Genomic DNA, 21889 nt, shown 5'->3' with positions numbered 1-21889 from the left:
ACATGGCAGAGAAGACACGTCAACTCCTTTTCTTGTTCGCCGCTTTGCTGTTTGCCCTGCTTGCCGTCTTCTACTATTTCTATCTCGCGCCGTTGCAAGAAAAGAAGAATCGGCAAACTCTGGAGCTGGCTCAGCTTCGGGCTTCTGTGCAGGGAATCATGGACAAAAAGCAAGAAGAGAAAAAAGAGCAGGTCGTCACCGAAGAAGCATTGGCCAAAGTGATAGAGGCCATCCCGGTTACACCATATACGGATCAGCTCGTCAAGGATTTGGGCAGACTCCAGACGATCAGCCGCGTGGAGATACTCAGCGCCTCCTTTGACGAGCAAAAGGCCATGTCGGCGAAGGATATGGCAGAGCAGATCATTCCCAAAGAGGATCAACAGAACAAGGCATCGGCTGAAGCTCCGCAGGAGCGGTCAAACGCGTCCACGAACTCCGCAGAACAAACAGTCGCAGTTCAGACGAGTGCAGAGGCAACCGCAACTCATTCTGCCAAGGACCAAAAGGAGAACGCCGGAAACGAGGCTTTGTCCATCGAGAAACTGAAGCGCTTTTTACCGGAAACGATACTGGGAAGCGTAGCGATCACGATATCTGTGAAGGGCGAATATGAACAACTGTACCAGTTTCTCACGGAGGTACAGGAGATGTCGCGCTACCTGCGGGTCGATGAGATCAGTGTAGCCGATACGGAAAAGGATGAATTTGTCGTCCCATCAGATGAAAAGATGACGGCCACGGTAAAGCTGACGAGCTACTATGCTCCGGAGTTCAAGCAACTGATTGACAAGCTCCCAGCCGTCGATGTCGAGGCGCCGTCGGGAAAAGATAACCCGTTTCGTTACGGGGCAAAGAATTCGAACGGGGAAAATCCGAAGCAAGAAGAGGCATCAAACTGATGAACACAAAAGGAAAGCCGTTGCTCTTTTGCAGGAGTAACGGCTTTTGCGTTTCGTTTTTAGAGCAAAATACCTGCGTTAATCAAAGGATCGGCGGGCGGGCCAGGAGCCTTGCAGCTTTCGGATTTGCACGATTTGTCCGGTGTGGAAGGCATCGTGGAGAATGATGCTCCATACACTCAGTCCCAGGGTTTTGATTGGGGAGGGGCGATCAAAGGCATCCTCATCGAACGTTTCCAGCAGGCTCCGAAGTTGATGGTGAACGGTCTCCATCCGTTTGACATCGGCCTGCCAAGCCGCTTCATCCTCCGGGCCGCCTGATGGAGTGAAGGTGTCGTCGTTGCTGTCCGCTGTCACCTCATCTTGATTCTGCAAACGCTGGAGCAAGCGCTCCTTGTAAAAGAGAAGATGGCTGACGTTCTCCCAGATGGTGTTGCCTGCTTCGCCAGGGGGACGCCAGCTTGCCTGAGCGGCTGTAAGTCCAGCTAACGCATCTTTCAAAGGGGGGTACCAATCTTCTTTCGCATACGTGCAATCCAGTCCGTGTACAAGCAAATCCATCCGGTTCATGTGAATCCTCCTCTTCTGGGAAAGGGTAGCGGGGAGCGGTATAATGGGAAAGATGGGGATCAACCGCTTGTAACTACCAATTTCTATTTTAATGGTTACAACAAAAATGTACCATATTATGGTGCCGGTATCAAGAGAGGAGACGCATCGTGGAGTGGCTATGCCTTGATTTTATCAACAGCGATTGCCGGGACTGGCGCGGTTCCGGTGAGCGACTAGAGCGGCTGACTAAGCCGGAATGGTGGCAATATTTTTCGCAAAAATGGGAGTTGGGGGAGGGCATGCCGACAGACCCTGACTTAATCAAAGCCCTTGCCAAGCTGCGTTCACAAATGAGAAATGTGACCGAAGCCGTCGTGGCAGAGAAGGCCCCCGATCAGCAGGACCTGGACGGAATCAACCAGGTATCCGCTTCTGTGCCGACCTGCCGCCAGATTACCTTTCAGCAGACGGGCGGCTTTCAGGCGGTGGAGCTTGTTTTGGCCGAGGGCTGGGCGCTCATCATGGGGAAAATCGCTGCTTCTTTCATCGAGTTGCTGACCGGCTCTGATTTGCGCCGGTTGAAGATATGTGAAAACCAAAACTGCCTTTGGGTCTATTACGATGGAAGCCGCAACCGTTCCAGCCGCTGGTGCGACGACAAGACATGCGGCAACCTGATGAAAGTGCGCCGGTTTCGCGAGCGGCAAAAAAACAGGGAAGAGTAAAGGGGAGAAGAGAATGCGCAACCCGGATGTGCCTGCCTTGCGATTGGAAGAGTTCACACCAAAGGAGATTCCAGGATTGGTCAAGCTCTCTGCTTCTGTTGGCTGGGATTACGACGAGGACGAAGTGAAGACGCTTTTTTCTGCCGGGAAAGTATTTGGTCACAAAGACAGCCAGGGACTTGTTTGCTCCAGTGCTGCTGTCATCCCATATGGCAAGACGCTCGCCTCCATCGGAATGGTGATCGTTCATCGTGAATGCAGGGGATTGGGACTGGGTAAAGAGCTGACCCAGGCTTGCATTGATGCGGTTAGCGGCGGCAAGGCTTTCGCGGACGACATGGATGTGGCAAATGATCCGATTCTGATGCTGATCGCTACGCCAGAGGGCAGACCTCTCTATGAGAAAATGGGCTTTGCTGCCGTCGATTGCGTCCACAAGCTGCTCTGTGACGTGTATGCGGCCCCAAAAGAGTCTCCTAAAGACTCAGCGGCTTCTGTCCAGCCGTTGCTGCCGGAGCATGTGGAGCAGGTGGTCAAATTGGATCAGCGAGCAGTAGGCGCCGAACGAAAAAGCTTTTTACAGCGGCGCATTCAGCAGGCGCGAAAAGGAGTTGTCCTGTTGGATGCGGATGGTCGAGTCACGGGGTATGGTCTCGCTATTGAAGGCCCGGTAAACCTGATTCTGGGACCGATTGTCGCACCGGATGATCAGGGCGCATCCCGGATTGTGACGGAGCTTGCGCGGGATTGCCAAGGACGGCTGCGAATCGACGTGCCGTCAGGGCATCACGCATTTCGAACATTCCTTCAATCATGCGGCTTTGTTCAGGTAAGCCAGCCGCCCGTCATGATTAAAAATGGAGAGAGGCTGCCAGAAAGAAATGGACAGCTTTTTGCCATTGCTGCGCAAGTATTTGGCTGAAAAGAACGGTTTTCTTCCCGCCCTCACGAGGGATCGGAGCGGGGGGTAACGGTAATGAAAAGAAAGACGGTCGCCAGCACCAGCGAGGATGGAAGCGACCGTCTTTTTTTGTGGAAAAACAAAAAGGGGCAGATGCTGTGATCTTACGTGGATTCCTGCCCCAGCTTTGTCTGCGGCTGAGAGCGCAGAAGCGGAACAATAAAGAGCAGTCCGACAATAAAAAGAAGGGCGGCAATTTCATAAACGGATACAAGCGAAAGCCATTTCTTCATGGAACCGGAGATACTCATGGTCAGTACCATTGCCCCTGTAAAAAGCGGGCTGAGAATCCCCATTACCCGTCCGACAAAAGAGCCCTCTGTATACTTCAGAATCATTGTATTGATCCCGATTTGGATGCAAGGCATGAAGAGGCCGGTAAATAACTGAGCAGTCATGGTCAGCCACACATGGGTCGAATAACCGGCAATGGCGAGCGAAATCGCATTGGCCAGTATCCCGACCGCGAGAAGCTTTTGCGGCAAAACTTTCTTGGCAATCGTCATCGTCAAGGCCCCGCCGATAATCATGCCCACCCCATTGACAGCCATCAGCCATTTCAGACTTTCTTTGGGCAAACCGAGGCGCTCTGTGATCAGAAATATACCCAGCGGCTGAATCAATCCGATACTAAGACCAGCGGCCAAAAAGCAGAAGCCGAGCCTGCTCAGCACCTGATTTCCCAGGACATAGCTGATCCCGGCCTTCATTTCTTGCAGCAAAGAGGTCGGCTGCCCGGATTTTTCCTCCATCCGATCTGCGGGCAGGAAAACCAGGACGCCTGCCGACAGCAAAAAAGCAACCCCCATAATCGCGATCGCCGCACTGATCCCAAATGATTGATAAACAAAGGTACCAAGCACTGGCCCGAAAATCATAAAGACGGCAAACAAGGTCTGATAGACGGCCATCCCGGATTGCATTTGTTCCTCCGGCAAATGCATTTTAAACAGTTTCATTCCGGAAGGCTGAGAAAATTGGGAGAGAATAGCGGAAATGAGCGTGGCAAAAAACACGGCTTTCCATGTTCCGAACAGAAAGGTCAACAGGACGGCAAAGACAGAGACGGCACTGAGGATGTCACACCAAACCATGGTTCGTTTGGGCCGCCAGCGGTCTGCGAAGGTCCCGCCGATGAACGAAAAGATAAAGATGGGAGCAAATTCTGCAAGATAGATCATCGAGATGGCAAAAGGATCGCCGTTTGTCTGATCCATGACGAATAAAAGTACCGCAAAGTTGCGGACCCACACCCCCACCTGCAAAAACAAGGCCGAGAGCAAAATGGTCATAACCACGCGATTGTAAAAAATTCCTTTTTCAGGCATGAAAAAGCCTCCTTATCCACGTTTCTGGACAGGAGGCAGATCGCTCAAGATCGCAAAGGGGAACCTGCAAAGCTGAAGGCAGCATGGTTAAGGTCACCCTTTTTCCCAAATGGCCCTGAAGCATACTTCGTTCGACAAGTACCAGGCTCAGCCATCTTCAGTTACTCCCTGATTCGGTACAGAGCCACAGCTCGCACAGAATGGGAAGTCCGCGATTATGAACAAACACACCAATCCGATCCAGAAACCGTTATTGTTTCCTCGTTACGCATGGAATTGTCAACGGTTTACCTTTGGAGAACAGGATTAGTTGTTCATTGTTCATAAGTCACCCTTCCGATTTCGTATGGGTCTGATCATATCATGTAAAAAAAAGGAAGTCAACTATATTTATGAGCGCGCTTCCTTCACCGTCTGCACAAACTGACGTGCTGTTTTTGTCAGATTGGACAGGAAAGCATCATCGATCTCCCCGCGAAAGCTGACGAGGGAGCTTCCTACGCCGAGTGCAACGGCCCCCGCTTGAATATAGGCGGCTGCATTGGAGAGATCCACTCCTCCGGTGGGCATCAAGGGAATATGAGGCAACGGGGCGCGAATGTCTTTCAAGTACCCCGGACCGAATACATTGGCCGGGAAAACCTTGATCACATCGGCGCCGTGTTCATAGGCGGTCAAGATCTCTGTCGGGGTCAACGCACCGGGGATGCTGACAATACCGTAACGTTTGGTCATGCGGATCGTCTCCGGGTTGACGGTGGGTGAAAAGATAAACTGCGCTCCGGCCAGAATCGCAGCCCGGGCCGTTTCCGGGTCCAATACCGTACCGGCACCAACCACCAGCTTGTCGCCGTATTCGGAAGCGATTTGTTCGATCAAAGTAAGCACCTTGGGGGTTTCCATCGTAATTTCCAGGGTGGTGACGCCGCCTTCCAAAAGCGCGTTGGCCACTGCCATCGTTTTTTCCGGCTGGGCGCCACGGATTACGGCCACGATCCCGCTATCGAGGATTTTTTGCAACTTCGTCATGACAAGCTCTCCCTTCTATTTGACAAGCTCTCCCTTCTATTTGACAAGCTCGTACTCTTTTTCATTACTTTCTGCATGTTCATCTCAGCACGTCTTCGCCGGTCGCCTCGATAAACCGTTTTACATCCGATCGCTCTGGCAGACCCTCGATATCGCCGTTTACCATCGTGACCATCGCTCCGACGGCATTGGCCCGAACCACTGCATCTGCGATTGGCAAGCCATCCAGCAGTCCGGAGACAAAGCCGGCAGCAAACCCGTCTCCGGCCCCGACCGGATCAACGACCCGCTCTACGTGAAATCCCGGCATCAGCCGATTTTCATCCGGTGTAAAGTAATGAGCCCCCGCTTTTCCGAGCTTCAAGACCACCAGCTTGGCGCCCGCGTCGAGAAAGAGCTGACCCAGCTTGTGCGGATCGCTTTCTCCGAACAAAAAAGCACCTTCCGATACACCTGGCAGGATGATGTCCGCCTGCGAAGCGATGGTTAATAATGTTTCGCGAGCCTGTTCTTCTGACCACAGCTTCCGCCGCAGGTTGGGATCAAAGACGATGGTCAACCCTTTTGCTTTTGCCATGCGGATTGCGTCCAGCGTCATTTCACGGCAATTCTCGCTCAGAGCCGGTGTAATCCCGGAAACAAAGAGGAAGCGGGCCCGGGAGAGGTAGGCTTCGTCCAGATCGGCGGATGTCATGCGGCTAGCGGCAGACCCCTTGCGGTAGTAGTACACATTGATATCGCTTGCATTTCGGAGCTCTTTAAAAAAAACGCCCGTAGGTGCTTCCGGGTCAAAACGGACGCAGCTCGTATCGATCCCTTCCCCGCGGACAAAAGAAAGCAGGGCTTTCCCAAGCTCATCGTCTCCCACTCGGCTGATCCAGCCGACACGATGCCCCAGTCTGGCAAGCCCAATGGCAAAATTGGTTTCAGATCCGGCAAATTTTCTCGAAAACGTGTGCGCATAGCGCATCAGACCGGTGCTCTCCGGCGTAAACAGGACCATGGTCTCTCCAAAGGTGACGACGTCCATAAGCGTATCCTCCAGGGTGTGCAATTATCGTGATACGGCGATCATTTATCCGTCCTGGCTGCCAGTGGCATCTTTCATGTTTACCACGGTATTTTCCAGAGACATCAAGCGGTTCATCTAGACGTTCCGTATCGTGGAACAATGTTCCTAATTTGTTTCATCAACTAATTGTAAAAATAGACTGTCATCTTTGTCAATCATAACCGGGCTGCAAACGAAAAGCCTTGGCTCCAAGCTCTATGAAAGAAAGTCATGAAAAAGCCCCTCCAGGTCAACAGCAAGGAACTTCCTTTTTACTGTCAACGTAAAGGGGAGATATCAAAAAAGGGCTTTTAACTTTCCTCCGAAAGAAGTCTCCCACTTCTAAACGTGAAGGTGCTTTTAGCAACAGTGAAAGTGGGGGATGAATTTCGGTTAGGCGTAGCCTAAAGTTGTCTCTTTTTTTGTGCCATGATACAATCAGTCTTAGATAAAAGAAGGGCTGTTATATAAATGAAATTAGACAATAATAATCATTCAGTATTCCTATTGTATTATCATCTTGTTCTGGTCATAAAATATCGCAGAAAAGTGATGGATGATACCATATCTGACTATGCAAAAAATATGTTTGTTCGATTGGGCGAAAGTTACAATATTTCCTTAGTCGAATGGAATCACGATATTGACCATGTGCATATTTTGTTCAAAGCACATCCGAATACTGAAATGTCAAAGTTCATCAATGCCTATAAAAGTGCAAGTTCACGACGTATCAAAAAGCATTTTCCACAGGTGAAAAAGAAACTGTGGAAAGAGTATTTTTGGTCAAGGAGTTTTTGTTTGCTTACAACAGGTGGTGCTCCCATTGAAGTGATAAAAAAATATATAGAAAATCAAGGTGTAAAGTGAGGTGATTCGATATGGCAAACAAAGCATATAAGTTCCGTCTGTATCCAACGCAAGAACAAGAGAAACTCCTTGCCAAAACCTTCGGTTGTGTTCGTTTCGTCTACAACAAAATGTTAGCTGAACGAAAGGAAACATATGAACAATTCAAGGGTGACAAAGAAGCGCTAAAGAAACAAAAGTTTCCTACTCCTGCTAAGTATAAGGAGGAGTTTGCATGGCTCAAAGAAGTAGATAGTCTCGCATTGGCGAACGCCCAACTGAATTTGCAGAAGGCATACAAAAACTTCTTCTCTGGTCGTGCTGAATTTCCGAAGTTCAAAAACCGTAAGGCAGGACAATCCTACACAACCAATGTGGTAAACGGAAACATTATGCTTTTGGATGGCTATATCAAATTGCCGAAACTGAAACTTGTGAAAATGAAGCAACATCGGGAAATTCCGTCGCTTCATATGATCAAGTCTTGTACGGTTTCTCGAACAAAAACAGGAAAATACTATGTTTCTATTCTCACTGAATACGAACATCAACCTGTACAAAAAGAAGTGCAAGCTGTTGTTGGCTTAGATTTTTCCATGAATGGCTTATTTGTCGATAGTGAAGAAGGTGAGACAGCCAATTACCCTCGTTTCTATCGCCAAGCCTTGGAAAAATTAGCGAAGGAGCAGCGTATTTTATCACGTAGAAAGAAAGGCTCTAGTCGTTGGCACAAACAACGTCTGAAAGTAGCGAAGCTACATGAAAAAATTGCGAACCAACGAAAGGACTTTCTCCATAAGGAATCGCACAAATTAGTGAAACTGTATGACTGCGTGGTTATCGAAGACCTCAACATGAAAGGAATGTCTCAAGCACTCCATTTCGGGAAAAGCGTTGCTGATCATGCCTGGGGCATGTTCACGACATTTCTTGGGTACAAGTTAGAAGAGAAAGGGAAAAAGCTTATCAAAATAGATAAATGGTTTCCATCATCCAAAACTTGCTCATGTTGTGGTCAAGTAAAAGAGTCTCTATCCCTTTCTGAGCGTAAATTCCACTGTGATTGTGGTTTTGTGGCAGACAGAGATTGGAACGCTTCTATCAACATCAAACGTGAAGGATTACGCTTATTAGCGTTGGTATAGCAAAAAGAACTCTTGGAACGAGAGGGATAGCTCGGTCAGTTTTCGTTGGCTACTAAAAGCAACGATAAGTCGAGAAGCCCCCACTTCAAAAACCGTAAGGTTTTAAGTGGTGGGTAGTTCACAAATGGGAATGCTGTCCAGTATTCATATCATTGCGCACTTCATTTAGATAGTTCTCTGTATACATAATCTGAGAGCTGCTTATCTTTTGGGGAATAGTCTTTTTCCTCTTCTTCACACGGTCATACATCACAGCAAACGCCATCAAGCCGCCAAAAATCGTTAAGAGGAAGGCCCACATTGGCATACAAATCCCTCCTTGATAACACTTTATATAATAGTAGACGTTTTCTTCTGCGTGATGTTGCTCCTGATTTTAACTATTTTGTCCCCAAAACACGGCCTCTCTTCGCCGGAATCTTCAACGGCAGCGCCGTCCTCTACGTCGTTTCGTTCTTAGCAGGGCGGCGGACGCACGTCATCAGACCAGCTTTTCCCTCTGTTGTGCACACAAAGACGGGAGTGGTGCATACTATTGGAAGGAAAATGAAGCATGGCGAAAGGGGGCGCTTACGATGAAGAAACGCTTTTTACGATATCTGCTGTATGTATTTATAATCATAGCGCTGCTGGTTGCCGCGATCGCCTGGTTTCTTGACCCATACCGCCCGGATGAGGCTGCCATGCAAGCGATGAAGTCCGGAAACGGTGTCAAGGTTGAGGAGGTGGAAGGGCTGATTATCTTTGAAGGGGGCGAAAACAATCCGCCGGGTGTGATTTTCTATCCAGGCGGACTGGTCGGACCGGAAAGCTATGCCCCGATTGCCCGCCTTTTGGCGTTGTCCGGCCATCGGACCGTCATCGTCAAAATGCCGATGAACCTCGCGATTACCGGTGTAGATCGAGCCGATGATGTCCTGAAAGGCTATCCAAAGGAAACCTTCGTCATCGGGGGACACTCACTGGGCGGCGTGATGGCAGCCCGCTATGCCGCGGTCCATCCCGAGAAAGTCGCGGGCGTTTTCCTGCTCGCGTCCTATCCCGATCAAAAAGGGAATTTGAAAGAAAGTGGGTTGCCCGTGTTGTCGCTGATCGGCTCCCGGGACGGGGTGATGAACCGGACGGAGTACGAAAAAGCACGGCAATTTTTGCCCGATCATACCACCTACCTTGCCATACCCGGGGGAAATCACGCCCAGTTTGGAAGCTACGGAGCCCAAAAGGGGGACCAGCCTGCTGTCATCTCGCCGGAGGATCAATGGCAACAAACAACCGCTCTTCTCAGAGGGTGGATGAAGTCAGTACTCGATATACCGGGGAAATGATACCTTAGCCTTGATGAATCTTCGGTTGGGAAATGATCCCCGAAACGACGCCCACAATGCGGATATTTTCAGAGGGAAGGATTAAAGGAGGATGGTCGTCGGTGCAGGAAAAGACGCATTCTACAGGATTCACTTCGGTCGCCACGCGAATGATGTACTGTCCCTCCTGTCGGACCATGACGGGTCTGCCGATGATCGGCTCCAGCGAGTAGTCGGAGATCAGCAGTCCATCTCCCGGGGATATCCCCAAGCCCTGCAAACCATTGTCCCTCATGATCAAAGCGAAGCGAGCCACATGATAACTGGCGATCGGAATCCACGACATCAGCGAAAGCTCCTCTTCGTCCAGCGAAAGGTCGAAAAAATGGGAACTGAAGGCGTCCCCCGCCAAAAATACTTTTTTCATAGTTCCTCCTTTCAGCAGAAGCCGTTCGTGACAGCTTGCCGGACAAGCCTGCCACCGACCGGTCTTCTACCTACTCATCGGTTTTGCGCAAACAATCACCAGATGACCGGATGCCCCTTTGCATACATTCTGCCCAGCAAACGGTCAAACCTCTTTTGAGCCAGCGAGAGAGGCACGCGAAAAGCGCTGGCCAGAAGCGAAGGTGCTTCATAACGGGTGCAATGATCCAATAAAGGGACAAACATAGGATAAGGCAGCAGCAGATGCTCGGCAAAGTGATTGGCTTGTGCTTCCTGCATCCCGATCATCGTTTCGCCGCTCCAGGGCTGAATGCCTTCGTGCAGCAGCAGATGTCCCAGTTCGTGGGCGATCTTTTCGCGTCGCTCGGGCACCGACAGGCGTTGATCAACAGCGATGACAAACCGGTCAGGCAAGAAAGGATGTGGATGTGCGCGACTGCGACCGTCGATATCCCACAGCTCAATTCCATATGCCAGGCATAGCTCAGTCAGTTGTATATCTTCCGGCTGCCGGATGTCGTGAAGCTCCAACAGCTGATAGACGCGGGATTCCAGCCAGGTTTGCGGCTGGAGTGCATCGACAACGAGAGAGAACATCGAAATAAACCTCCTGAAGGAACGTATGTTCGTTTCTTGTCCGAAAAGATTGCCCCTTTTAACGGGGCTTTTTTATTTGGCGTTTCCTACTATTCATTCTTTCGTTTTTCCGTAATGTCATACAGGGATGGCGGACGAGACTCCTTTACCCGTTGGATCTTCATCTGCTTTTTCAAATCGTACCAATACCGGCGTATTTCTTTTTTCTCCTCCTCGGAAGCTTCCAGGTAGCCGTCGAGAAAGTAATAGTCGTCCGGGTCATCGATTTTTTCCTGAAGCAAATCGTCCAGCGTCCGATTGGCACCCGTTACGGCCGCATCTGCGGAAGCAGCAGAGACGTCGTCTACACGGCCGAGCAGCCAGTCCGTCGAGACATGCAGGATATCCGCAAGCTGTGTCAGCATCTCGTTGGGCGGTGAACTGTGATTATTTTCGTAGTTGCTAATGGTCCCCTTGGTGGTCCGGACCTTTTCCGCCAGTTCTTCCTGCGTCAGTCCTTTTGCCCTGCGGGCCGTTCGCAATCGCTGGGAGAGCATGAACGAACCATTCCTTCCTGTGAGTAGGTACAAATACATTGTACAACATTGGAGATAATTAGGGAATAGTATATAAAATTTTTGTATTTACTCTATTGACATACAAGATATTTGTATTTTATGATCGGGTTGTCCTGTATAAAGGTGGAAAAGTACAAAAATCCTGTAATTAAGGAGTGAGAATAATGGAAGCATGGTTTGCCGTTCCTACCGTACAAGTAAATTGGCCTGCGACACAGCGCAGAGTGAAAAAAACGCTTGATTTGGCACGCGATTTTATCCGTATGGGGTTTCATCCGGGAATGGAGGCGAGAACCACAGCCGGATGGCAGACTACGCCGGTGTCGACAACGAACCGTTTTCGCAGCAGCACGGAGCAGGTCGCGATTCGCAATGCGACGATTGAGCAGGAGAGGCGCGAGTATGTGGAGCAAATACTCCGTGCGGTTCGGCGCCTCTCTTCGCGCGAGCGGGAGCTGATCATGACCCGCTGGTTTGACGGGGAAGACCGCACTGACATCGAAGCGTATATCATGCTGAATCTGACCCATTCCTCGTACTATCGGGTACGGAACAGCGCTTTTCGCAAGCTGGCTTGCGGTCTCGGCATAGAAGTATTCACCGAAGCGCAGGCATGACCGGGATGAGATGATTTTGAAACAGTTGTGGAACACATTTTGGAAAGCAAGCTGCTAGGATGATAGTGACACCAACAGAAAGGAGGAGGGAGTCATGGAAAAATGGTGAGCAGATTCATTTTCATAGACCTGGGGGCCGATTTCGGCTCTTTTTTGTTTGCCTTTTTTACCCGTTGCCATGCGCAACGCAGGTAAAAACATGTCCTGCGAACACACAAATTCAAAGAAAAGGTGGGAGACCAAGGAATGAAAACAAATCTGAGAAACAACTGGCGGTGGTGCGCGCTTGTTTGCTCCTGGGCGCTTGTCATGCTCGTCACGATCTCGTCGATGCCAATTCCTCGAATGACGGCTTCGGCCCAGGAACTGCCGAAGCTGTTCCAAACGAGCCCTGATCTGAAATACGAGCCTGTAAGTGAAGAAAAGGCGCAGGAGCTGATGAACTACATTTCCAAACGGAAACAGACGCCGCCGCTATCCCTGCAGCAGTCGTCCGCGGCCAATGCTGGGTTCCGCGACAACTTTGAGCCGAACAACGATGCCGCCAGCGCCTACCCGATCAAGCGGGGACAACTCTACCTGTCACTGCTGTCGTCGGCAAATGATGTGGACTACTACAGGTTTGACTCGGGCAGTCAGTCCGGTCTGATGACTGTCAAACTGGGGGTTCCTGCCGGAAAAAACTACGATCTGGTCGTGCTGGAGGGATCGGAAATCGTGGGCGGAAGCGCCAACAGTGAGCCGGGAGCCGATGAAATCGTCGAGTTTCAGGCGAAAGCCCATACCACGTACTATGTCATCGTGCTAAGCCTGGATCAGCACTACAGCACGACAGCCCGGTACCACTTGCTGCTGAGCAGTCCTCCCGAATTGGCCTGGGGAAGCGCCATTGACCTTAGTCTTCCCAAGGGTGAGGCAGCCGGCTACAAAATCATCCCCCCTGTCACGGGGAATTACCGCATCTTCACCGGCCCCTACGGAGGTACGGGTGCGCCAAATGACACCATCCTGATGCTGTTCGCGGACGATCTCATGCAGCGGCTGGTCGATCTCAACGATGACGCATCGGAGGATACCGTATTTTCCGAAATCTCTGCCAGGCTCACTGGAGGAACCGCGTATTATCTCTACGTCGTCCACCGGGCATACGTGTTCGATGAGCCGGATGAAAGCGTGCGTGCCCGGCTGACCGTCGCTGCAGATGCGCAAATCAAAGCCGAAGTTCCCGTATTGCGCGAAGCGGCGGCGAACGATGGCAGTATCGCGATGGAGCAGAAAGTGACCCTGATGAACAGCGTATTTGTCCCCAGCATCACGGACGGTGTGCAGGTAAATCGCCTCCCCGAAGGCTTGCGTGCAGAGGTGGTTAGACTAAGCGGCACACAGCTTGCGATCCGTTTTCAGGGGAAGGCGCTGTCTCATGAAAACAAGGATGATATCGCCGATGCAAGCATCACGATTGCCAAAAAGAACATCGTTGGAGCGATCCAGGATGTGACGACCAATCCGTTCGCTTTTGACTTCACCGATACCGAAGCGGTCAGCTTGCAGGCTCCGCGCGATCTGGACGTGGCGGCTTCGCAGCAGCGGATTATCAAATTTACCCCGCCTGCCACCGGTACCTACGAGCTGTTCACCGATTACTTTGGGGGGAACCCGGCAGAGGGAACCAGTGACACCGTGCTGTCCGTCTACGAGGATTATCAGCTCACCCGTCATCTGGCGACCAATGATGACGGTCCCAAACCACCCTTTTCCAGCCTGACCCTGCTCCTGGATGGAGGACGGGATTATTTCCTCAGCGTGAAAGGGTGGGGAGGAAGAGCTGTTCACGCACGGCTGGCTGTCCGCTATCTCGGTGTCGAATACGTGTACAACGAAAAGGGACAGCTTGTTCAGATGAAACAGAATGACAAGGTGATCACGGAGTTTTTTTATGACAACAACGGAAATCTGCTTCGAAAAGTCATTCGCAAATAAAACGAAAAAGAAGGAGGCAAATCCATGCGGATAAAAAAAGCAGCTTTGAAAAGTATGCAGGTATTTTTGGCCTTGTCCTTGCTGCTGCCGGCGGCGGTACAGGCACAGGGGCCAGGCTGGGAAAAGAATGCGGTCATGGTCAACAAGAGGGAAAGGATGCCGGACACCAAAGAGTGGCTGGCGCAATTTGCTGCAAGTCCAGGCAGCAAGGGAGCTTCTGTCAACGAACTTGCACCTGATGAAATCCCCGCTTACACGGATGATGAGATAAAGGCGATGCCGTGGGAGCCGATTTCTGCCCAGACGGCGATTCTGCTGAAAAATGAGCTGGACCGAACCAGCCTGCAGATCGTCGCCTGGTTCTACCCGCAAGCAGATCGGCTTTTGTCACACGAGGAAAAAGTAGAGAAGTACGGCTGGTCCGATCAGGTCGTCATGGAGAAAGTCGCCAGCCTCTCCGCCCAATCATACAGTCTTTTGGCAAAACTCGTTCCCGTTGCCGGCGAGCGCTACCAGCAGTGGAAACAGACGGAACGACAGAGCGATGCTCAGCAGATGCCATCCGTACAAAAAGAGGAGGGGCTTGCACCATCCAAAACAGAGACAAATCGGGAAGCGTCAAACGCGGCTCCGTCCGCCGTGCCGGATTTGCCGGATGCCGTCTATGATCCTGAAGGTTTGACCTACCAATACAAGCGAAACATCGATGCGCCTGTCGACGAAGTACACCGTATGTCCAACGTGGCGGAAACCGACCTGTATCTCGAAGGAAAACACGGCTTGGATCTGAAGCTCGAGCGCAGGTATTCCCAGTTTGATGCGATTCAAGAGCGGTATTATTACAGCTACAATGGAAATCGCACAAAGAGCGATATGAAATATGTGAATACCTACCATATGCCCCGGGGATGGAAGCTCAATCTGCCGATGTTTGAGGAGATTGAAAAAGTGGATGCCAGTTGCGAGTATGTCGGCACGCGCCCCGAATACACGTGCGGCTCCAGCTATGTGGGAAAACGCTATATCTTTACACTGGACGATGGCACCGTGCTGGAGTCTTCTTCGGAAAAAGGGGACTGGGTGAATTATCCCTATCAGGGCGCTGTAATGTCCGGTTACGGGAAAGGAAAAACGGAAAACGGGAAAAAGGAGATTGTCACCCTGCTGTACAACGGCTACTCCTACACCTTTTCCAAAGAGGATATGGATCAAGAAAAGTATGAAGCCACTGATGTGGTCACGAAAACCAATGTCTACGGCGATACGATCGTCTACAAATTCCCGAAAAACGGCAAACCGATCCAGATCACTGACAGCGTCGGACGCTATATCGAGATGAACCCGAACGGTGTGATCACCTATCTCAAGCTATATGCCGACGCTACGAAAACCAAGCTGCTCAAACATATCGAGTACGATTGGGGAGGAACGGCAACAGCTACTGACAGGATCATTGAGCGTGATACGAAAGGAAGCGGCAGCAAGCTGATCGCCGAATACAGCTACCTCGATCCGACCGTATTCGGTACGACGGAGTTTAATCTTCGCGCTTCCTACTATTTGCCGGCCACAAACAAGGTCATCCCGCTCGACTACAAGGGGATGGAAAATGCCACGTATCACAGTGAGGATACGCACACTCGCGGACAGATCACCTACAAGCTGCTCCGCCAGGTGAGATACCCGGTAGAGGGATTGACGATGACGTACACCTACAGCCCCTACCAGCCAAATGAGCCGGATTTTCTCAGTCGCGGCGTCGCCCGCCTCTACCATGACAAGGAAAAGCTGACCTACACGACGTATCACCCGGTTACAGCGGTCAACATCCGTTTTGCCAAGACCCCGCATCCCAACCGGCCGAAAACAGAAACGTATGCCAAAACGATCTACTACCCTCTAACCAGCAAAGAAATCTGGAAGTCAAAGAAGGATGACTCGGTTCGACTGAAAAATCAGACCATTCGCGACGGTGCTGTTGCCGTATCGCAGACTGTACAGGAGGGGGTGCCGAGCCAGGAAAAAACCTTTGCGCTTAATCCAGACAAGAACTTTTTGCTCCGCTCTGCAAAAAGCTATATCGGCACAGGTGCCAATATCGATCAAATCGAGGGCAGCCTGAACCTGACAGAAGGCGGCAAAACGTATCGGTATCATCCGGTTTCGTACGTAAGCCACCTGTATCAGGGCAGAGAGACCAAACCGGCGTACAGCTATGAATTTGCCGGAAAACAGCCTGCCCGCACAGAAGATGTGGATGTGTACCAATATCTGCTGGCCCCGTCATCGGACCGACTGGACAGCGTCAAGAAGAGACTGCCGCAGTACGCCCAGGTGACCGCTTACGCCTACAATGCTTACGGCGATCTGATCAAGCTTGTAGATCCAAAGGGAAACACATCCACATGGACGTACCTGCCGCATACTTTGTATTACTTGCGCCAGCTATCGGAGATGAGCCGGACGGCGGCAGATAACCCCGAGCATTTTCACAAGGAAGTGTACACCTACAACAGTGAAAAGCTGCTCGCGACGCGCAACGTCCTCTATTCCTATCCGGCGGGCGGGCAAGTGAAAAAAGATTCAGTTGCTCAGGTCTTCAGCTATCAAAACAAACTGGTCAGCTCGATCCAGCAGCTCACCCTGGGGCTGGACGAAAAACATCTTGTCCAGTACATCAAATCCTACGACCGGTATGGTCTGTACCCCACTCGGATCGAGATGGAGGTGGAGACGTCTCCGCAAGTCAAAACCAATCTGCAGTACCTTTTTACTTATGATGAGCTGGGAAGAGTGACAGGGCGTCTTTATCCCGATCAGAGCGCGGCCCTCTACCAGTATGACTATCTGGGACGATTGACGAGTGAGTACTTCACCAACGAAGAGGAATACCGAAGCATCACATACGGCTACGAGGACGACAAGCGAAAAGTGACCATGACGTTGCCGGACGGAACCCAAAAGATTACCCATTTTACCCCGTACGGCGAAGTGGAGTACGAGGCGCAGGTCGGGACCAACGGACAAATTCGCCCGCTGCAGTACAATACCTTCACCCCGGATGGAGAGCGCCTGTCGTCTACCGCCCCCTATGCGATCGACAGCCGCGGAACCGTCTATCTCTACAACTCCGACGGCACGCTCTGGCAAATGCGGGAGCCGATCGGTACGACCGTCTACCTGCGGGCCAATGCGTATACCGACGAGGCAGGCCGCACCATCCAGGCAGAGACAAACAGAAGCCTTTCGCCAAACGGTTTGGTGATCACCCAGTTCCACGACCGCTTCGGGCAACTGGGGCAGGAAACGACAGAGACTGCAGACGGAACCCAAAAACGAACCGCCGTCTTTGCGTACAATGCGTTTCGCCAGCCTCTGCAAAAAACGGAGCAGGAACGAAGCGGCAAATCGCGCACCTGGTCCTATCAGTACAATCCCGGCGACAAGCTGGTGCGTCTGGTAGATCCGGAGAAAAACGAATACGACTACGGCTACGACGTATATGGCAATCTGGTCACCGTCTCGGAAAACAACACGCTGACCACCCGCTATCACTACAACGCACTTTTCTGGAAGCTCAGCGAGAAGGACGTCCCTTCCGGAGCGGAGGAGACCTTCGGCTACACGCCAACCGGTCATCTCGCGGTGTTTACCGACAAAGCGGGCAACCGGCATGAGTACGCCTACACACCCTTTTACGAACTGGCGCGCCTGACGACAAAAAACGCGGCAGGAACCGTGAAAAACCAGGAAACAAAGGAGTACTATCCGAATACTTCACTGGTAAAGCGGGAAACGAACAGCAACGGTCCCAACCTCTCGTCTGCAAGCCCGCTGTACCGCGAGCTTTCCTACACCTACGATCCGTTCCAGCGGGTGGATAGCTTTACGGCCTTTGGGCGGCTGTACCAGATTCGCTACACGGATGCCGACGACCAGATGGACCAACTGATCTACCCCGGCAATGCAGCCGTCTCCTACAGCTACGACGACGCCATGCGGCTGAAAACGGTGACCATACCGGGCGAGAGCGGCACGTCGAAAGCCGTCCGCTACCAGTATGAGCTGAGCAATACAGGGGACAGCTACACGTTGACCTATCCAAGCGGCGCCAGCCTGGAGCGCAAGCGAGATTCGTTCGGACAGGTGGATACAACCCGTCACCTGCAAAACGGAACTGCCGTCTGGACAGAAAAGCAGCGGTATTCCTTTGGCAACGTCATCGCCATCGAGCGAAACGGCACTACGAACACCTACGAGTACGACAAAATTGACCGTCTGACAAAGGAATCCATGCCACTGGGGACGAATCGTTATTCGTATAACAGCCGCGGCAATCGCCAGACCTTCGAAGGCACTCTGCCTGAGCAATCTGCGCCAACCACGTACAGCTTCGATGAGCGAAACCGCCTGCGCAGCGCCAGCAACGAAACAACCGGAGCGACCGCCAGCTACACCTACCATCCGGACGGCCTGCGCGCGACCCGGACAGCAGGCGGAAAGGAAACCCGCTATGTCTATCTGAACGGAAAAGTGATCGAGGAGCTGGACAAAAACAACCAGTTGCAGGCGCGAAACATCTGGGGCAACGAACTGCTCTTCCGCAAAGATACCGCGGCCAACAAGCAGGGCTACTACCTGTACAACAGCCACGGCGATGTGGTGAAAATCGTCGGGGAGCAAGGGGAAGAGCTGAACCGCTACGAGTATGACACCTGGGGGAATATCGTTTCCAAAAGGGAGGGGATGTCCAACCCGTTCGCCTACAGCAGCGAGATGTTTGATAGCGAGACCGGGTTTTATTACTTGCGTGCGAGGTATTACGATCCGACGGTGGGGCGGTTTATTTCGGAGGATACGTATAAGGGGCAAGTGGATAATCCGCTGAGTTTGAATCGGTATACGTATGTGAGTAATAATCCGTTGAGGTTTATTGACCCGAGTGGGCATGTTAATGAGAATGCTGGAAGTGATAGCGGGTATTGGGGTCTCACCTTTCTCGACTGGAATAGAATGAGTGAAGAAACGAGAAAGATGTACATTGACCGATATATTAAATATGGACCAGATTCTATCCCCAAGGGATTAAAGAGTACAGTTGAAATTATGGCTGATCCATCTGGTTTGATTCCAGGTGCGGGTGGAATAAAAATTGTACGTAATTCTGGCAGAGCTACTATTACCGCTATTAATGGTTTGATGACTGCGACTAATCTTAGCGGAAAGGCAATTTCGTCTTTAAAAGGAATTGATATAAACAAATTTGTTATTAAAAGTAAACATTTAGATATAGCTAATAATACATCTTCATGGAGGAAATTCAATGTTGGAACTGTTGAAGAAGCACAAGAAATGGTTAAATCAATTCTAAACAATGCGAAAAACAATACTAATATGATTAAGAGCGTTGTTGACAATGGTTTCGGATCTAAAGGACAACAATCTTTTTCAGTATGGATTGACGCAGGTAGGGTGATTGGTTCAAAAGGTGAAAGTGCGATTAGGATTGTTTACGACGAAATAGGAAATATTTGGACTGTTTTTCCAGATAAACTTCCGAAAAATTGATTGGAGGATTCAAATGAAAAAAAAATTTGATAAAAATAATTTTATTGAATTAAATAATGAGTTCTTATACCAAAAACTGGAGGATTTTTTAAGAACCGAAATAAATGATGAGACTTTTTTTATTATCTATAATTTCCTCCAACTGGAAAACTTCAAACAAGGGGAATTTGAAGGAAACCAATATCTAATCCAAAAAATGAATACTAAAGAATTGCTGATAATTGACATTGTTTCAGAAGAGTTTGTAAAAGATCATTCCCAAACAAGATTTAAGATAAGTGTTTCTGAAATGATTGAACTATTGGATGAAATGCGAACTAAATAGTATTACTATAAACTACAATACGTGATAAGTATCTTATTGAGGCAACCCCAAAAAGTAGATTCAACTACTCGTTTGGGGTTTCTTTTTTGCATTCAAGGCTTATATGGCCCGTCCATACCCTGACCGCCTGACAAAGGAATCCATGCCACTGGGGACGAATCGTTATTCGTATAACAGCCGCGGCAATCGCCAGACCTTCGAAGGCACCCTGCCTGAGCAATCTGCGCCGACCACGTACAGCTTCGATGAGCGAAACCGCCTGCGCAGCGCCAGCAACGAAACAACCGGAGCGACCGCCAGCTACACCTACCATCCGGACGGCCTGCGCGCGTCACGGACAGCAGGCGGAAAGGAAACCCGCTATGTCTATCTGAACGGTAAAGTGATCGAGGAGCTGGACAAAAACAACCAGTTGCAGGCGCGAAACATCTGGGGCAACGAACTGCTCTTCCGTAAAGATAGCGCGGCCAACAAGCAGGGCTACTACCTGTACAACAGCCACGGCGATGTGGTGAAAATCGTCGGGGAGCAAGGAGAAGAGCTGAACCGCTACGAGTACGACACCTGGGGGAATATTGTTTCCAAGACGGAGGGGATGTCCAACCCGTTTGCTTACAGCGGCGAGATGTTTGACAGCGAGACCGGGTTTTATTACCTGCGTGCGAGGTATTACGATCCGACGGTAGGGCGGTTTATTTCGGAGGATACGTATAAGGGGCAAGTGGATAATCCGCTCTCACTAAACCGGTATGCGTACGTGCATAATAATCCTTTAGCTAATATTGACCCTACTGGTAACTACTGTGTCTCTGCAAATGGAAATAATGCTCATAGAGGCGGATGCAATTCAGAAAGTAGCATATATTTAGGGGACGATAAGAACTTCAGAGGCCGTCCAGTCATCGAGAATGGTAATGTTACAGGGTATATAGGGATAGCAGGGCCAGGTCATGGTCAGCAAAATTATTGGGCGACATATAAAGAAGATTATTACTACGTAAGATGGGTAAGTGGTGATAATGGACTCTATTATAGTTTGGACCAAGCCACTCAGTCTAAATTAAGAACAAGACTGCTTCAAGGTTATATGTCTGACCAAATTGAAAAAGGGTTTCCTGATCTTGAGGCAGGAATAAATCTTGATCCTAGCTCACTGACGTCTTACGCAGGATTAAAGAATTCTACTACACCATGGGATATTAAAACTGGTGCTGCAAATAAAGTCAGTTATAAATTTAATAATGAAACAGTTTATGCTTACCAAGACCCGCGAACAGGATTATATTGGGCAAAAGATACAACAGGTCATGGTGATTCAGCATTTAAGGTGTTTGAAAAACGTGGTAATGAACTTCGCTGGGTAACTGATGCTGATAAATACGGAAACTATATCCTCAATAAACACAAAAGTATTACAGGCACGAGAATCAAACTTAAGTAGGTGAACCTAAATGTATTTGTCTAAAGAGCAAGCAATGGAATTGCATAAACTGGGGTTTCTGAAAACTTATTATGAAGGAGAAATCGCACCTTTTGACTTTTATTCCTATAATGCTGAAGAATGGATATTAGGTGGCAGAATTCTACCACAAGGAGACTTGCTAGCACCTGAGGAAGTCATTTCGGGCGGAATATGGCTGCCGAGTGTGCAAGATATGCTTTATTGGTTATCAGATCATAACTTTACGTTTACTATTGAGTGTAAAGAAAAAGGATATGGTTATAAAGTAAACGCATGTAAAGAAGGAAAGAATTTCATGGAAAAAGGGGGGACACTTGAGTTTGCTTTATATAAATTGATTGTGAAAATATTGGAACATAAAATGTGAAAATGTTGTTAAAGTTGACCCCAAATGATTACTCGTCTGGGGTTTCTTTTTATATTTGGATTGTACCTGCTCGTAGGGCTCCAATGCCGGGTGCAACGCGTCAACCGTTATTAAGTTCTGATA

General features: G+C 49.9%; 20 protein-coding genes. 12 read left to right on the top strand and 8 right to left on the bottom strand.

Features of this window, described 5'->3' with window-relative positions; translation table 11 throughout:
• Positions 1-2 precede the first annotated feature (2 nt).
• Positions 3-902: a GspMb/PilO family protein gene (gene pilO / locus NDK47_RS21355; RefSeq protein WP_251871776.1), complete on the top strand. Its 900-nt coding sequence runs from the start codon at positions 3-5 to the stop codon at positions 900-902.
• Positions 903-980: 78 nt separating this feature from the next.
• On the opposite strand, the gene NDK47_RS21350 is transcribed toward pilO, so the two are convergent.
• Entirely contained in the window at positions 981-1472 is a 492-nt protein-coding gene (locus NDK47_RS21350) for a DinB family protein (protein WP_251871775.1), read from the bottom strand.
• A 149-nt stretch (positions 1473-1621) separates the two neighbouring features.
• Between NDK47_RS21350 and NDK47_RS21345 the strand changes: the two genes are divergently transcribed.
• Together NDK47_RS21345 and NDK47_RS21340 are read left to right on the top strand one after the other, a co-directional pair.
• Entirely contained in the window at positions 1622-2179 is a 558-nt protein-coding gene (locus NDK47_RS21345; protein ID WP_251871774.1) for a CGNR zinc finger domain-containing protein, read from the top strand.
• Positions 2180-2192: 13 nt separating this feature from the next.
• Positions 2193-3101, top strand: coding sequence for a GNAT family N-acetyltransferase (locus NDK47_RS21340; protein ID WP_251871773.1), 909 nt, complete (start codon positions 2193-2195; stop codon positions 3099-3101).
• Between the two features lie 143 nt (positions 3102-3244).
• Here NDK47_RS21340 and NDK47_RS21335 read toward each other — a convergent pair whose 3' ends face one another.
• From NDK47_RS21335 to NDK47_RS21325, 3 genes are all read right to left on the bottom strand, one after another.
• Positions 3245-4468: an MFS transporter gene (locus NDK47_RS21335; RefSeq protein WP_251871772.1), complete on the bottom strand. Its 1224-nt coding sequence runs from the start codon at positions 4466-4468 to the stop codon at positions 3245-3247.
• A 390-nt stretch (positions 4469-4858) separates the two neighbouring features.
• Positions 4859-5497 carry a bifunctional 4-hydroxy-2-oxoglutarate aldolase/2-dehydro-3-deoxy-phosphogluconate aldolase gene (locus tag NDK47_RS21330; RefSeq protein ID WP_251871771.1) on the bottom strand — a complete coding sequence of 213 codons (639 nt, stop codon included), beginning with the start codon at positions 5495-5497 and terminating at the stop codon, positions 4859-4861.
• A gap of 79 nt (positions 5498-5576) precedes the next feature.
• The gene (locus NDK47_RS21325) at positions 5577-6527 is read right to left on the bottom strand and encodes a sugar kinase (protein WP_251871770.1); all 951 of its coding nucleotides are present in this window, start codon (positions 6525-6527) and stop codon (positions 5577-5579) included.
• Between the two features lie 492 nt (positions 6528-7019).
• On the opposite strand from NDK47_RS21325, the gene tnpA reads away from it, so the two are divergent.
• Both tnpA and NDK47_RS21315 read left to right on the top strand, forming a co-directional pair.
• Positions 7020-7418 carry an IS200/IS605 family transposase gene (gene tnpA, locus NDK47_RS21320; RefSeq protein ID WP_251871769.1) on the top strand — a complete coding sequence of 133 codons (399 nt, stop codon included), beginning with the start codon at positions 7020-7022 and terminating at the stop codon, positions 7416-7418.
• A gap of 11 nt (positions 7419-7429) precedes the next feature.
• A complete protein-coding gene (locus NDK47_RS21315; RefSeq protein WP_251871768.1) occupies positions 7430-8542 on the top strand; it encodes a transposase in 1113 nt (370 codons plus the stop codon).
• Between the two features lie 118 nt (positions 8543-8660).
• Here NDK47_RS21315 and NDK47_RS21310 read toward each other — a convergent pair whose 3' ends face one another.
• Positions 8661-8849 carry a hypothetical protein gene (locus NDK47_RS21310; RefSeq protein WP_251871767.1) on the bottom strand — a complete coding sequence of 63 codons (189 nt, stop codon included), beginning with the start codon at positions 8847-8849 and terminating at the stop codon, positions 8661-8663.
• Positions 8850-9117: 268 nt separating this feature from the next.
• On the opposite strand from NDK47_RS21310, the gene NDK47_RS21305 reads away from it, so the two are divergent.
• Positions 9118-9867: an alpha/beta fold hydrolase gene (locus tag NDK47_RS21305; RefSeq protein ID WP_251871766.1), complete on the top strand. Its 750-nt coding sequence runs from the start codon at positions 9118-9120 to the stop codon at positions 9865-9867.
• 4 nt (positions 9868-9871) lie between these two features.
• On the opposite strand, the gene NDK47_RS21300 is transcribed toward NDK47_RS21305, so the two are convergent.
• The 3 genes from NDK47_RS21300 to NDK47_RS21290 all read right to left on the bottom strand — a co-directional run bounded on the left by NDK47_RS21300 (position 9872) and on the right by NDK47_RS21290 (position 11426).
• Entirely contained in the window at positions 9872-10273 is a 402-nt protein-coding gene (locus NDK47_RS21300) for a LexA family transcriptional regulator (protein ID WP_251871765.1), read from the bottom strand.
• 95 nt (positions 10274-10368) lie between these two features.
• A complete protein-coding gene (locus NDK47_RS21295) occupies positions 10369-10890 on the bottom strand; it encodes an ImmA/IrrE family metallo-endopeptidase (protein WP_251871764.1) in 522 nt (173 codons plus the stop codon).
• Positions 10891-10979: 89 nt separating this feature from the next.
• Entirely contained in the window at positions 10980-11426 is a 447-nt protein-coding gene (locus NDK47_RS21290) for a helix-turn-helix domain-containing protein (RefSeq protein ID WP_251871763.1), read from the bottom strand.
• 185 nt (positions 11427-11611) lie between these two features.
• Here NDK47_RS21290 and NDK47_RS21285 point away from each other — a divergent pair, with 185 nt between their 5' ends.
• From NDK47_RS21285 to NDK47_RS21260, 6 genes are all read left to right on the top strand, one after another.
• A complete protein-coding gene (locus NDK47_RS21285; protein WP_251871762.1) occupies positions 11612-12064 on the top strand; it encodes an ArpU family phage packaging/lysis transcriptional regulator in 453 nt (150 codons plus the stop codon).
• 246 nt (positions 12065-12310) lie between these two features.
• Positions 12311-14044 carry a hypothetical protein gene (locus tag NDK47_RS21280; RefSeq protein WP_251871761.1) on the top strand — a complete coding sequence of 578 codons (1734 nt, stop codon included), beginning with the start codon at positions 12311-12313 and terminating at the stop codon, positions 14042-14044.
• Between the two features lie 24 nt (positions 14045-14068).
• Entirely contained in the window at positions 14069-19612 is a 5544-nt protein-coding gene (locus tag NDK47_RS21275) for an RHS repeat domain-containing protein (protein ID WP_251871760.1), read from the top strand.
• Positions 19613-19625: 13 nt separating this feature from the next.
• Positions 19626-19937, top strand: a complete 312-nt coding sequence (locus NDK47_RS21270; RefSeq protein ID WP_251871759.1) for a hypothetical protein — start codon at positions 19626-19628, stop codon at positions 19935-19937.
• A 142-nt stretch (positions 19938-20079) separates the two neighbouring features.
• The gene (locus tag NDK47_RS21265) at positions 20080-21378 is read left to right on the top strand and encodes an RHS repeat-associated core domain-containing protein (protein ID WP_251871758.1); all 1299 of its coding nucleotides are present in this window, start codon (positions 20080-20082) and stop codon (positions 21376-21378) included.
• A gap of 10 nt (positions 21379-21388) precedes the next feature.
• Positions 21389-21766 (top strand): hypothetical protein, encoded by a 378-nt coding sequence (locus NDK47_RS21260; protein ID WP_251871757.1) that lies wholly within the window; start codon positions 21389-21391, stop codon positions 21764-21766.
• The last annotated feature ends 123 nt before the right edge of the window (positions 21767-21889 follow it).

The organism is Brevibacillus ruminantium (genome assembly GCF_023746555.1).
Taxonomy (GTDB): Bacteria; Bacillota; Bacilli; order Brevibacillales; family Brevibacillaceae; genus Brevibacillus; species Brevibacillus ruminantium.
The sequence above is the reverse complement of the archived record's forward strand: the minus strand, read 5'-3'. Positions and strand labels throughout refer to the sequence as shown.

Excerpts from the sequence above, each read along its gene's own strand:
- NDK47_RS21290 (WP_251871763.1), bottom strand. The coding sequence starts at position 11,426 with ATGCTCTCCCAGCGATTGCGAACGGCCCGCAGGGCAAAAGGACTGACG.
- pilO (WP_251871776.1), top strand. The coding sequence starts at position 3 with ATGGCAGAGAAGACACGTCAACTCCTTTTCTTGTTCGCCGCTTTGCTG.
- NDK47_RS21340 (WP_251871773.1), top strand. The coding sequence starts at position 2,193 with ATGCGCAACCCGGATGTGCCTGCCTTGCGATTGGAAGAGTTCACACCA.
- NDK47_RS21310 (WP_251871767.1), bottom strand. The coding sequence starts at position 8,849 with ATGCCAATGTGGGCCTTCCTCTTAACGATTTTTGGCGGCTTGATGGCG.
- NDK47_RS21295 (WP_251871764.1), bottom strand. The coding sequence starts at position 10,890 with ATGTTCTCTCTCGTTGTCGATGCACTCCAGCCGCAAACCTGGCTGGAA.
- NDK47_RS21265 (WP_251871758.1), top strand. The coding sequence starts at position 20,080 with ATGCCACTGGGGACGAATCGTTATTCGTATAACAGCCGCGGCAATCGC.
- NDK47_RS21275 (WP_251871760.1), top strand. The coding sequence starts at position 14,069 with ATGCGGATAAAAAAAGCAGCTTTGAAAAGTATGCAGGTATTTTTGGCC.
- NDK47_RS21270 (WP_251871759.1), top strand. The coding sequence starts at position 19,626 with ATGAAAAAAAAATTTGATAAAAATAATTTTATTGAATTAAATAATGAG.
- NDK47_RS21325 (WP_251871770.1), bottom strand. The coding sequence starts at position 6,527 with ATGGACGTCGTCACCTTTGGAGAGACCATGGTCCTGTTTACGCCGGAG.
- NDK47_RS21330 (WP_251871771.1), bottom strand. The coding sequence starts at position 5,497 with ATGACGAAGTTGCAAAAAATCCTCGATAGCGGGATCGTGGCCGTAATC.
- tnpA (WP_251871769.1), top strand. The coding sequence starts at position 7,020 with ATGAAATTAGACAATAATAATCATTCAGTATTCCTATTGTATTATCAT.
- NDK47_RS21305 (WP_251871766.1), top strand. The coding sequence starts at position 9,118 with ATGAAGAAACGCTTTTTACGATATCTGCTGTATGTATTTATAATCATA.
- NDK47_RS21315 (WP_251871768.1), top strand. The coding sequence starts at position 7,430 with ATGGCAAACAAAGCATATAAGTTCCGTCTGTATCCAACGCAAGAACAA.
- NDK47_RS21260 (WP_251871757.1), top strand. The coding sequence starts at position 21,389 with ATGTATTTGTCTAAAGAGCAAGCAATGGAATTGCATAAACTGGGGTTT.
- NDK47_RS21285 (WP_251871762.1), top strand. The coding sequence starts at position 11,612 with ATGGAAGCATGGTTTGCCGTTCCTACCGTACAAGTAAATTGGCCTGCG.
- NDK47_RS21335 (WP_251871772.1), bottom strand. The coding sequence starts at position 4,468 with ATGCCTGAAAAAGGAATTTTTTACAATCGCGTGGTTATGACCATTTTG.
- NDK47_RS21280 (WP_251871761.1), top strand. The coding sequence starts at position 12,311 with ATGAAAACAAATCTGAGAAACAACTGGCGGTGGTGCGCGCTTGTTTGC.
- NDK47_RS21300 (WP_251871765.1), bottom strand. The coding sequence starts at position 10,273 with ATGAAAAAAGTATTTTTGGCGGGGGACGCCTTCAGTTCCCATTTTTTC.
- NDK47_RS21350 (WP_251871775.1), bottom strand. The coding sequence starts at position 1,472 with ATGAACCGGATGGATTTGCTTGTACACGGACTGGATTGCACGTATGCG.